12 protein-coding genes are annotated in these 11,885 nt (G+C 69.3%); 4 read left to right on the top strand and 8 right to left on the bottom strand.

Features of this window, described 5'->3' with window-relative positions:
* The 4 genes from ACYU7G_RS09880 to ACYU7G_RS09865 all read left to right on the top strand — a co-directional run.
* Positions 1-1,057, top strand: a 1,057-nt coding sequence (locus ACYU7G_RS09880) for a PQQ-dependent sugar dehydrogenase (RefSeq protein ID WP_461107246.1), incomplete at its 5' end; no start/stop codon positions are given.
* A 74-nt stretch (positions 1,058-1,131) separates the two neighbouring features.
* Positions 1,132-2,463, top strand: coding sequence for a transcriptional regulator (locus tag ACYU7G_RS09875; RefSeq protein ID WP_461107244.1), 1,332 nt, complete (start codon positions 1,132-1,134; stop codon positions 2,461-2,463).
* Between the two features lie 103 nt (positions 2,464-2,566).
* Positions 2,567-4,120 carry an acetaldehyde dehydrogenase ExaC gene (exaC, locus tag ACYU7G_RS09870; protein ID WP_461107242.1) on the top strand — a complete coding sequence of 518 codons (1,554 nt, stop codon included), beginning with the start codon at positions 2,567-2,569 and terminating at the stop codon, positions 4,118-4,120.
* A 70-nt stretch (positions 4,121-4,190) separates the two neighbouring features.
* Complete coding sequence (locus ACYU7G_RS09865) at positions 4,191-4,625, top strand: DUF779 domain-containing protein (RefSeq protein WP_461107240.1); 435 nt, start codon at positions 4,191-4,193, stop codon at positions 4,623-4,625.
* Here ACYU7G_RS09865 and ACYU7G_RS09860 read toward each other — a convergent pair.
* From ACYU7G_RS09860 to ACYU7G_RS09825, 8 genes are all read right to left on the bottom strand, one after another.
* Positions 4,622-5,650 carry a threonine aldolase family protein gene (locus ACYU7G_RS09860; RefSeq protein WP_461107238.1) on the bottom strand — a complete coding sequence of 343 codons (1,029 nt, stop codon included), beginning with the start codon at positions 5,648-5,650 and terminating at the stop codon, positions 4,622-4,624. The two genes, ACYU7G_RS09865 and ACYU7G_RS09860, sit on opposite strands and share 4 nt — an antisense overlap.
* The gene (locus ACYU7G_RS09855) at positions 5,647-7,032 is read right to left on the bottom strand and encodes a class II 3-deoxy-7-phosphoheptulonate synthase (RefSeq protein ID WP_461107236.1); all 1,386 of its coding nucleotides are present in this window, start codon (positions 7,030-7,032) and stop codon (positions 5,647-5,649) included. The genes ACYU7G_RS09860 and ACYU7G_RS09855 overlap by 4 nt, the downstream gene beginning before the upstream one ends.
* A 62-nt stretch (positions 7,033-7,094) precedes the next feature.
* A complete protein-coding gene (locus ACYU7G_RS09850) occupies positions 7,095-7,736 on the bottom strand; it encodes a response regulator (protein ID WP_461107309.1) in 642 nt (213 codons plus the stop codon).
* A gap of 23 nt (positions 7,737-7,759) precedes the next feature.
* Positions 7,760-8,941 (bottom strand): ATP-binding protein, encoded by a 1,182-nt coding sequence (locus tag ACYU7G_RS09845; RefSeq protein ID WP_461107234.1) that lies wholly within the window; start codon positions 8,939-8,941, stop codon positions 7,760-7,762.
* The gene (locus ACYU7G_RS09840) at positions 8,934-9,698 is read right to left on the bottom strand and encodes a lysophospholipid acyltransferase family protein (RefSeq protein WP_461107232.1); all 765 of its coding nucleotides are present in this window, start codon (positions 9,696-9,698) and stop codon (positions 8,934-8,936) included. Before ACYU7G_RS09840 ends, ACYU7G_RS09845 begins: the two co-directional genes overlap by 8 nt.
* A 35-nt stretch (positions 9,699-9,733) precedes the next feature.
* A complete protein-coding gene (locus ACYU7G_RS09835; RefSeq protein WP_461107230.1) occupies positions 9,734-10,474 on the bottom strand; it encodes an alpha/beta hydrolase in 741 nt (246 codons plus the stop codon).
* A 27-nt stretch (positions 10,475-10,501) separates the two neighbouring features.
* Positions 10,502-11,587, bottom strand: a complete 1,086-nt coding sequence (locus ACYU7G_RS09830; RefSeq protein ID WP_461107228.1) for a C40 family peptidase — start codon at positions 11,585-11,587, stop codon at positions 10,502-10,504.
* A 44-nt stretch (positions 11,588-11,631) separates the two neighbouring features.
* On the bottom strand, positions 11,632-11,802 hold the full coding sequence (locus ACYU7G_RS09825; protein ID WP_461107226.1) for a hypothetical protein: 171 nt from the start codon (positions 11,800-11,802) through the stop codon (positions 11,632-11,634).
* Positions 11,803-11,885: the final 83 nt, after the last annotated feature.

Below are 11,885 nucleotides of genomic sequence, written 5' to 3'. Positions count from 1 at the left end.
AACTCCCACCCCAACACCAACTCCCACCCCAACACCAACTCCCACCCCAACACCAACTCCCACCCCAACACCAACTCCGACGCCGGAGCCCACGGAGCCGACCCTCCGACTCCCCAACGAGCCGGGGACCGTGATGGCAGATGGCCTGCACCATCCGTGGTCGCTCGTGTTCGTCGACGGTCAGCCACTGTTCACCCAGCGCAACGAGGCCACCATCAGCACACTTGTCGACGGTCGGGTGGTCACAGTGGCGGAAGTGCCGCAGGCCGATCCGTACAACGAGGGCGGACTGCTCGGTCTCGCCCACAGCCCGGCGATGCCTGACCGGTTGTTCGCCTACTACACGGCATCGAACGACAACCGGGTGGTCAGCTTCCAGCTCTCTCGCGACGGGAACAGCTTCGCGCTCACGGACCAGACGCCGATCCTCACCGGCATCCCGAAGGCCACCAACCACAACGGTGGCCGGATCGCCTTCGGACCGGACGGGTACCTCTACGTCGCGACCGGCGACGCCGGCGAGCCGAGCCGCGCACAGGACCTCGGCTCCCTGGGTGGCAAGATCCTGCGGGTGGATCCCGACGACGGCAGCGCGGCACCGGGTAACCCGTTCGGGACCAGGGTCTGGAGTTACGGTCACCGCAACGTGCAGGGCCTGGCCTGGGCCGACGACGGGACCATGTGGGCCTCGGAGCTCGGCCAGAGCGACTGGGACGAGTTGAACATCATCACGCCGGGCGCGAACTACGGCTGGCCCGTGGTGGAGGGCCTGGCCGACGATCCGGACTACGTGAACCCGGAGGTGGTGTGGACACCGGACCAGGCCAGCCCGAGCGGCCTGCTCTGGCTCGATGACAACCTGTACCTGGCTGCCCTGCGAGGCGAACAGCTTTGGGTGATGCTGGACGAGGACCCCGCCGGCACCCGGACGGCCACGCTCACGAACGGCCCCGGCCGCATCCGCGACGTCGTGGCCGCTCCCGACGGCAGCATCTGGGTGCTGACCACCAACGGTGGTGACGACCGCATCATCAGGTACTCCCTCCGGGAGGGCTGAGCCGCCCGGCAGGAGCCACCCGCAGGGGACGCCCCACACGTACACTGTGGGGACTCAACCGATCGGAGCTGATCGTGTCCTCACCGTGGAGGTCGTCCCCGCCCGACTCCCCCACCGAGTCTCGTCGGCTCATCGAGCGTGCCCACGACGACCTGCTGTCCGGCAACATCACCGACGGCAGGCTCGAGCACGTGCGCGCGGTGGTCAGGGAGTCCTGGGCGCGCGCCTGGCATGGGCGGGTCGAGGCCGAGGGCCTGCCACCGCTCGAGATCGGCAACGAGGAACTCGAGGCGTACCGCGCGGAGCACCCGCTGGCAGCCACGATGGACATGATCCGCTCCCTGCTGCTGCCCGGAGGCGCGGAGGACTCCGGTGTCGTGGTGGCCGTGGGCGACCATGCGGGGCGGTTGCTGTGGGTGGAGGGCGACCTCCGCCAGCGCATGCTCACCGGGGCGATGGGTTTCGTCGAGGGGGCCAACTGGTCCGAGGACGCAGTCGGCACCACCGCTCCCGGGACGGCCCTGACCCTCGGGCAGTCGGTGCAGATCCAGGGGGCCGAGCACTACAACCGCCGGGTGCATCCGTGGTCATGCACCGCGGCACCGGTGTTCGACCCGGAGACCCGAAGCATCCTCGGCGTCATCGACGTAACCGGCGGGGAGGAGGCAGCCAGCCCGCAGGCTCGGCTGCTGGTGGATGCCACGGCCCGCGCCGTCGAGTCTGAACTCCTGGTGGCGCGCCTTCGCGCCCGGGCTCAGACCCCAACTCCCCGTCGACGCCGTGGGCACCTGCCCCGGGCCCAACGGGCCACCCTGCACGTGCTGGGCCGTGACCGGGCCAAGCTGGAGGTCGCCGGGCCGGGCCGGGAGACAGTGACGGAGCTCAGTTCCAGGCATGCCGAGATCCTGCTGATGCTCTCCACCCACAGCCAGGGGCTGAGCGCCGAGCGGCTCACCGAACTGGTCTACGGAGAGGCCGCCTCACCGGACACGCTGCGCCCGGAGATGGTGCGGCTGCGCAAGGTGCTCCAGAAGGTCTGGCCGGAGCTCGCGCCCCAGTCCCGGCCGTACCGACTGGGCGTCACGCTGGAGACGGACGTGCGCAACGTGCTCGCCCTCATAGACCGGGGCGCACACCGGGTGGCGCTCAGCGCCTACCCGGGCCCCGTCCTGCCGCAGTCGGTGGCCCCGGGCGTGGAGGAGGTCCGGGAACGGGTCCGGGTGGCACTGCGTGAGGCGATGCTGACGGAGGCCAGCATGGAGGTGCTGCTCTCCTATGCAGCGATCCCGGAAGGGGCCGAGGACGAGGACGTCCTGCGGCTGTGCCTGGAGTTGCTGCCCGCTCGCTCCCCACGCCGCGCGGGCCTGGTGGCGCGCATCGAGGAACTGCAGCGCGAACGGGCCTGAGCCGTGACCGGGTACGGGAGGGCTGCAACCAGATGCAACGTTGCGCCTCCTAGGGTCGTCCCAACAACCGCAGCAACGAGGCTGCCAGTCGAAGGAGACGCCCATGACGATCGTTGAAGAGAGAGTTTCCACCAGCACATACGCGGCGCCCGGCCAGCCCGGGGCCATCGCCAACTACCGGGCCCGCTACGGCCACTGGATCGGCGGCGAGTTCGTCGAGCCCGTGAAGGGCCAGTACTTCGAGAACATCACCCCGGTCACGGGCAAGCCGTTCACCGAGGTGGCCCGGGGCACCGCCGAGGACATCGACAGGGCCGTCGAGGCAGGGTGGCGTGCCTTCGCGTCCTGGAAGCACATCAGCCCCACCGAACGCAGCATCATCCTCAACAAGATCGCCGACCGGATGGAACAGCACCTCGAGGAGATCGCAGTCGCAGAGACCTGGGAGAACGGCAAGCCGGTGCGCGAGACCCTCGCGGCGGACATCCCGCTGGCCATCGACCACTTCCGCTACTTCGCCGGCGTGCTGCGGGCGCAGGAGGGCAGCATCGGCCAGATCGACGAGCAGACCGTCGCCTACCACTTCCACGAGCCGCTCGGCGTGGTGGGACAGATCATCCCCTGGAACTTCCCCATCCTGATGGCGACGTGGAAGCTCGCCCCCGCACTGGCCGCCGGCAACTGCGTGGTGATCAAGCCCGCCGAACAGACCCCGGCGTCGTTGCTGTACCTGTTCGACATCATCGGTGACCTGCTCCCGGCGGGGGTGGTGAACATCGTCAACGGTTTCGGCATTGAAGCCGGCGCTCCCCTGGCCCAGCACAAGCGCATCCGGAAGGTCGCGTTCACCGGCGAGACCACCACCGGTCGCCTGATCATGCAGTACGCCTCGCAGAACCTGATCCCGGTGACCCTGGAACTCGGCGGCAAGTCGGCCAACGTGTTCTTCGAGGACGTTGCCCGCGACACCTCGGACCCGTTCTACGACAAGTCGCTCGAGGGTTTCACGATGTTCGCGCTCAACCAGGGGGAGGTCTGCACCTGCCCTTCCCGTGCCCTGATCCAGCGCTCGATCTACGACTCGTTCCTCTCCGACAGCCTCGCCCGGGTGGAGAAGGTGGTCCAGGGCAACCCGCTCGACAAGAACACGATGATCGGAGCGCAGGCCTCGAACGACCAGCTGGAGAAGATCCTCAGCTACATCGACATCGGCAAGCAGGGCGGCGCGAAGCTGCTCACAGGTGGCGAACGCGTGGACCTCGGCGGTGACCTGAGCGACGGCTACTACGTCGCCCCGACCGTGTTCGAGGGCACCAACGAGATGCGCATCTTCCAGGAGGAGATCTTCGGACCGGTGTTGTCCGTCACGGGGTTCCGGGACTTCGACGACGCAATCTCCATCGCCAACGACACCCTCTACGGCCTGGGCGCCGGGGTGTGGAGCCGCAGCGGCGACACCGCCTACCGTGCGGGTCGCGCCATCGAGGCGGGCAGGGTGTGGACCAACACCTACCACCAGTACCCGGCCCACGCAGCGTTCGGTGGCTACAAGCAGTCCGGCATCGGGCGGGAGAACCACCTGCGGATGCTGGATCACTACCAGCAGACGAAGAACCTCCTCGTCTCCTATGCCGAGGGCCCGATGGGCTTCTTCTGACAAGGACCAGGGGCGGGCGTCCCCCCCCCGGCGCCCGCCCCGACCCCCACCACTGCCCCAGGAGCACGACATGACCGGATCCCGAGAGCCTGAACGCGTGGCCATCACCGACGCCGCGGCGGCCCTGGTGCGCGAACTGACGATCCAACACGGCCCCCTCATGTTCCACCAGTCCGGCGGCTGCTGCGACGGGTCCTCTCCCATGTGCTATCCCGTGGGGATGTTCATCACCGGTCCCGCCGACGTGCTGCTGGGCGTGCTGGAGGCAGGCCTGGACGAAGGTGTCGAGTTCTACATGTCGCAGGCCCAGTTCGACTACTGGAAGCACACCCACCTCACCATCGACGTGGTGCCCGGCCGAGGGGCCGGGTTCAGCGTCGAGGGCCCGACGGGCATGCGCTTCCTGACCAGGTCGCGGATGCTCGACCAGGCGGAACTGGCGCACTTCGGGCTCGCGACCCCCGAGCTGATGGCCGAAGCGGCCGAACTGCCGCCCCTGCCCTAGCCGGTCGCGCCGGCGAGCATCCCGCCGACCACCCGACCCGCCCGCTCGCAGTCGTCGACGGTGACGTCCAGGTGGGTCACCACCCGCAGGCTCTCCGGGCCGAGCACGCTGACCCGCACGCCCTGCTCCTCGCAGGCCGCGGCGACTGCCCGGGCCCCCGGTGCGTGCAGCAGGACGATGTTGGTCTCCACAGAGGCGACGTCCACGGCGTGGGGAGCCCGTTCGGCCGCCGCGGCAGCGAAGGCCCGGGCCGCGTGGTGGTCCTCACCGATGCGGGGAAGGTTGTGCTCGAGCGCCCACAGCCCCGCCGCCGCGAGCACGCCGGCCTGACGCCAGCCACCACCGAGCCGCTTGCGCTGCACCCGAGCACGGGCGACGTCGGCCGCGCTCCCCACGAGGACGCTGCCGACGGGCGCCCCGAGTCCCTTCGACAGACAGATGCTGACCGTGTCGAACAGTTTCCCGTACTCGTGGAGGCCCCGCCCCGTGCCCGCGGCGGCGTTTGCCAACCGGGCGCCGTCGAGGTGGCTGGCGATCCCGACTCGTTCGAGTTCGGCGCTCAGCCGGGCCACCTCGTCGAAGTCCTGGACGGTGCCGCCGCCGAAGTTGCTGGTGTCCTCGATGGCCACGCAGGCGGTCTCCACCAGGTAGGGGCCGCAGTCGATCGCCAGCATGGCCAGCACGTCGTCGGCCACCACCCTGCCCCGCTGCGAGGTCCAGGTACGCATCGTGACCCCGTGCAGGGCGCCGTGCGCACCCATCTCGGCGCGCGCGACGTGGGCCACGGAGTCACACAACACCTCGCCCCCGACCGGGACGTGCAGCCAGATCCCCAGCAGGTTGGCCAGTGACCCCGTCGCACAGAACAGGCCTGCCTCGTGGCCCAGCAGTGCCGCCGTGCGGGTCTCGAGCTCGGCGATGGTGGGGTCCTCGCCGTAGACGTCGTCCCCGACCTCCGCGGCAGCCATGGCCGCGAGCATCGCAGGACCCGGCCGGGTGACCGTGTCGCTGCGGAGGTCGATCACAGGTCGCGCGCCTGGAAGGCCTGCACCGGGTTCTCCCGCTTCTGGCGGCCCTCGCGGAGCCGGGTGGCGACGGTGAACGCCAGCTCCAAGGACTGGTTGCGGTTGAGCCGGGGGTCGCACACGGTCTCGTACCGGGTGGCGAGGTCCTCCTCGGAGAGCTTGGTGGCCCCGCCGACGCACTCGGTGACGTCGTCGCCGGTGAGCTCCACGTGGATGCCGCCCGGCCAGGTGCCCAGCTGGTCGTGCACGTCGAAGAAGCCGTTGACCTCCTCCACCACGTCGACGAAGGCACGCGTCTTGTAGCCGTTGGCGGCCTCGAACGTGTTGCCGTGCATCGGGTCGCAGACCCAGGCCACCTTGCGGCCCGTGGCCTCCACCCCGGACACGACGCCGGGGAGCACGTCGCGGACCTTGTCAGCACCCATGCGGGTGATGAAGGTGATCCGGCCGGGGACGCGATCGGGGTCCAGCTTGTCGGCGAGGGCGATCGCCTGCTCGGGGGTGGTGGTGGGGCCGAGCTTGATGCCCAGCGGGTTTTGCACCCGGCTCAGGAGCTCGACGTGGGCACCGTCGAGCTGGCGGGTGCGCTCCCCGATCCACAGCATGTGCCCGGAGGTGCCGTAGAGCTTCTGCGAGCGGGAGTCAATGCGGGTGAGGGCGCGCTCGTACTCGAGCAGGAGTGCCTCGTGGCTGGCGTAGAAGTCGATCTCGGACAGGGCCCGGTCGTCCACGCCACAGGCCACCATGAACGCGAGCGCCCGGTCGATCTCCGCGGCGAGCTCCTCGTACTCCTGCTCCACCTGCGAGTTGCCGACGAAGTCGCGGTTCCAGGTGTGCACGCCGCGCAGGTCGGCGAAGCCGCCCTTGACGAACGCCCGCACCAGGTTGAGCGTGGCCGAGGAGGCGTTGTACACGCGCACCAGTCGGCTCGGGTCGTGGACACGGGCGGCCTCGTCGAAGTCGAAGCCGTTGATGGCGTCACCGCGGTAGGAGGGCAGCGTCACCTCACCCCGGGTCTCGGTGTCCTTGCTGCGCGGCTTGGCGTACTGGCCCGCGATCCGGCCGACCTTGACCACGGGGACCTGGGCGGCATAGGTGAGCACGACGGCCATGGACAGCTGCACCATCAGCTTGCCCTTGATGTTGTCCGCGGTGACGGCTTCGAAGGACTCGGCGCAGTCCCCGCCCTGCAGCAGGAAGGCGCGCCCCTCGGCCACGTCGGCGAGCTTGTCACGCAGGTCGTCGGCCTCGCCCGCGAACACCAGCGGCGGCAGCGTCTCGATCTGGTCGATGACTCGATCCACCGCGGCGAGATCCGGATAGGTCGGCTGCTGGAGCATCGGCAGCGAACGCATTTCTTCCCGGGACATGATCGTGGGCATGCCGGTCAGGCTACAGCACAACCCCCGGGGCTCCCGACCGCTGCGGCAGCGGTGGAACGGGCTCAGGCGTTCGGGTCGTGGAGTCCTTGGTCGATGGCGTAGAGCGTCAGCTCGACGCGGTTGTGGAGCTGCAGCTTGCGCAGCACGTTCTGCACGTGGTTCTGGACCGTGCGGTGCGAGACGTAGAGTTCCTCCGCGATCTCCCGGTACGCCAGGCCCTTGGCGACGCGGCGCAGGACCTCGATCTCACGGGTGGTGAGCACGGGGCCCTCCTCGTTGTGCGCCCGGGCGACGTTGACCATCCGTCGGAACTCGCCGAGGACGAGCCCTGCGAGGCCCGGGGTGAAAACGGCGTCCCCGACGGCGGTGCGCTGCACGCCCTCGATCAGTTCCGCCTTGGAGGCCGATTTGACCAGGTACCCCTTCGCCCCCGCCTTCATGGCGCGCAGGACGTCGTCGCGCTCACCGGAGGCGGACATCACCAGGACGTGCAGGTCCGGGAACTCGCCCAGCAGGATCTCGGTGCACGAGGCGCCGTCGGGGTCCGGGATCTGGAGGTCCATGACCACCACCTCGGGCTTCGTGGCGCGTGCCCGTTGCAGGCATTCGGTGCCGTTCTTCGCAACAGCCACGATCTCGAAGCCGACCTCTGTCAGGTCCTCACTGAGCGCGTCGATCCACATCGGGTGGTCGTCGACGAGCATCACTCGCTTGCGTCCCTCTACGGTCACAACTCTCCCATGTCCACCGGGAACCGGAGTTCCCATTCCGTTCCGAGGCCGGGCGACGACTTGAGCATCGCCGACCCGCCCAGCGCCGACATCCGCCCGACGATCGAGTCCTTGATGCCCATCCGGCCCCGGATGGAGGCATCCGTGACCTCGTCCGCGGACATGCCCACGCCGTTGTCACGCACCCAGAGGATCACTTCGTCGTCGGTCTCCTGGTCAAGCAGGACCCAGGCCTCCGCGTCCTCACCGGCGTGCTTCTCGACGTTCTTCAGCGCCTCCAACAGCGTAGCCTCCACCTCGTCCACCACCGGGCGGGGCACCATCACCTGCCCGGCCATGGTGGACACGGTCACCCGGGCGCTCTGGTACTTGTCCAGGGCTGCGGCGAGGTCGACCAGCGCCTCCTGCTCCTCGTCGACGATCTCGCGGTCGCGCAGCAGGTTGCGCAACTGCGACTCCGACTCGCGCGCGAGTGCCGCGAGCCTGATGCCGCGCGGGCCCAGCGACGGGCCCTCGCGCTCCACCAGGGCGAGCACCTGGAGGGCGCCGTCGTGGACGATCCGCGACAGCCGCTCCCGCTCGGCGAGGGCGACCGTGCGTATGCGTTCGCGTTCCTGCTCCGTGATCGAGGCCTTGAACTGGCTCATCAGTTCGCCGAGCGTGTAGGTGGCGATGAGAGTGATCAGGACCATGTTGAGGTGGCCGAGCGTTATGTTCGAGGCCACCAACAGGTAGACGACGCTGACGGCGACGGCGCTCGCGAACGCCCACAGCCGGCTCGACAGCACCGCGACGTAGAGCGAGGAACCGGCCATCCAGAGCGCGGCGAGCGGCATCGTCGTGACGCCGCCCCCGCCCAGCAGGGCGGTGCTCGCGGTGATGGCCATGGTGACCACGAGGTCCGCCACGAACATCCCCGAGGTCCGCCCGGAGGGTTTGCGGAACCGCCACGAGACCAGCACCGTCCAGCAGACGATCACGGCGGTCACGGCCACCACCCCGGCCGGCTGTGAGGCGTTGGGGAGCACGAACACGAGGTTGTGCACCACGGCCTGCACGGCGAGCACCCCCCGCACCAGGACGAGGACGTTGAGCGCCCGGCCCAGGAGGTCGTAACCGTGCCGGAACCAGGCGCTGGTGGCCTTCAGCCAACGGACCCTGGCCGAGGGTTCACTCACGGTCCACGTCCAGCGACTGCACCGGGGGCGCCTCGCCGCCGCCCGGGCGGGCCAGCACGAAGGCGTCCGAGCCCTTGTCCTTCAGGTCCCCCACCTTGACCCGGCTGGCGTAGACGTCCGCGTACTCCTGCCCGGTCAGCTTCTGGATCGCGTGCAGCGTCTCGTCGGTGACCCAGCGCAGCGTCCGGGTGTCACCGGGCTGGTTGGCGTACTCGCTGAAGCGCAGCGGCTCCCCCACCACCACCAGCGGTCGCCTGATCCACGGGATCCCGAACAGTCCCTTCACCTTCTGGGTCCCGACCACACCGACGGGGATCACGGGAACGTCGTTGGCGAGCACCATGCGGGCCATGCCGGTCTTGCCCTTGTAGAGCCGCCCGTCGGGCGAGCGCGTGCCCTCGGGGTAGATGGCGACGACCTCACCGTCGGCCAGCACCTGGGCGATGGCCCCGAGCGAGGCGGCGCTGGCACGGCCCCCGCCCCGGTCCATGGGAACCATCTTGATCGCCTTCAGGAACCAGGCCACGATCTTGGAGCCCAGCCCGTGCTCGCCCGTGAACAGCTCCGCCTTGGCCGGGAAGGTGAGGTGGCGCGGCAGCATGGCCGGGATGACGACGGAGTCCATGGCGCCGAGATGGTTGCTGGCGAGGATCGCTCCCCCGGTGTCCGGGACGTTCTCCGCACCCACGATGCGTGCCTTGAACCCATACTTCACGAGGGGCCCGAACAGGGCCGCCTTGAAGAATCCGTACCACACCGCGCAGGCTCCAATCTCTTTGTCAGGCGCCAACTCTAGTGGGCGTGGCGCCGGATGAACTCCACCGATTCACGCTCGATCAGGGCGGCGTCGTGGTCCAGGGTGGCGACATGGAAGCTGTCGTGGAGCGGCACCAGCCGCGTGCGCGGCAGCGCCGCCAGGATCCTGCGGTGGCTGGAGTCGTCGACGACGTGGTCGACGTCCGAGCGGAACAGGAGCACCGGTGCCGTCACCTTCTCCAGGTCCGCCCTCACGCGCGCCCACAGCCGGGTCATGGTCCACACGGCCGGGACGCTCACCAGCTTGTAGCCGCTCTCCTCCACCCCCGGCTTGGCGATGTCCGAGGCGATCCCGGGCTGCTTCTTGATGACGTGCCGCAACAGGCCGCTCAGTTCGAGCAGCGGGTTGCGCGAGGAGATGCCGGGATTGACGAGGAGCACCCCCGCCACGTCCCGGGTCTGCGCCAGCCGCAGCGCCAGCGCACCACCCATGGACAGACCGGCTACGAAGACCTGGCTGCAGGTCTGGGACAGCTCGCGGTAGGCGGCGTCCACGTCCTCCAGCCACTGCGTCCAGACGACGTCGTGCATGTGGTCCCACCGGCTGCCGTGCCCGGTGAGCCTCGGGGCGACCACCTTCGCGGGCGTGCCCGCGGCGATCGCCTTCGCCCAGCCGGCCACGGACTGCACGGACCCGGTGAAACCGTGGCTGACGACAACGCCGACGTCCCCGTCGCCGATCCTGAGGGTCTGGGCCTCCGGCCATGTCTTGTGCATGTGGGCAGCCTAGGGCCGGGCCTGGGATCAGGCCACGCGGCGTGCGGTGGTGTACGGCATCGAGTTCAGCGAGGTGATCCGGACGCCGGAGCGGGGGTTGGCCGCGTCGACGATCTTTCCGTTGCCGATGTAGATGCCCACATGGCTGATCGGGCTGTAGTAGAACACGAGGTCCCCGGGCTGCAGGTCACTCTTGGCGACCTTGGTGCCGAGACCCGACTGCCCCCGCGAGGAGCGTGTGATGTTGATGCCCACCTGACGGTAGGCGTAGCTGGTGAGGCCGGAGCAGTCGAACGTGTTCGGCCCGGAGGTCCCCCAGCGGTAGCGCTTGCCCACCTGCGCCTTGGCCGCGGCAACGGCGCCGAGGGCGCGCGAGCTGGCGTTCCCGGCTGCGACGGGGGCGGCAGCCGCTGCCTGGCCGGCGTCGGAGGCCTCACCGGTGGTGTCACGGTCACGGGACGCCTGTGCCGCGGCCTGGGCGGCCCGCCGGTCGGCCTCCTCCTGCTGGCGCTGGCGCTCCAGTTCGAGCTGGCGCAGCCGCTCCTTCTCCTCGGCGTCCAGCCGCTTGTAGACGGCCTCCGCCTCGGCCTCCTTCTCGTCGTACTCGGCGGCCAGTTGCTGCTGGGCTGCCAGGTCCGCCTTGAGAGCGGCGTCGGTGCGTTCCGCCTCGGAGCGGAGCCGCTCCACCTCGGTCTGTCCCACCTGCAGCGCCTGCAGGTCCGCGTTGCTGCGGTCCGTCTCGTTCTGGATGGTGGCGAGGCTGGACAGGAAGCTGGTCTCGGAGTCGCTGGTCAGCAGCTGTGCCGTGAGGTCGAACCCGCCGGACTGGAACTGGATGACCGCGAGGGCGCCGAGGTCCGCCGCCATGGCGTCGACCTTCGCCTCCTTGGCCCCCAGGTCCGCCTTGACCTGTGCGAGCTTCTCCTCGGACTCCTCCGCCCTGACGATCGCCTCGATGATCAACTGGTCGATCGCGGAGGCCTCCTGCTGGATCCTGTCCAGGTCCGCCTTGGCCCGGGCCACGGCTTCGGGATCAGCAGCCGCCTGCCCAACGAAACCCATCACGGTGGCTGCGCTCAGCAGGCCGACCAGAGCGAGGCGGAACTTCTTCAAGGTGCACTCCAGGCGCTCGGAGGAAAGTACAAACTGAGAGAATCTTAGACGACCCTCAGTCTATTCCCAAACGATTCCACACCCTGGTCAGGCACCTCCCGGGGCACCATCCGCAGCGGCGGAACGAGGCCGGCCCGGGCCAGCACGCCCAGCGCCTCCTGCTCCTCCTCCACGAAGTCCACCGTGCCCCCGGGAGGTCCCAGCAGAACGGTCATCACGCAGTCCCCGCACGCCGGCCCACGCGCCGTGCACCCGTCGCAATCAACATGCAAAGTAGCCATGTGACCACCTTGCATCC

Source organism: Tessaracoccus terricola (assembly GCF_054776555.1).
This window is presented reverse-complemented; position numbering and strand designations above follow the sequence as displayed.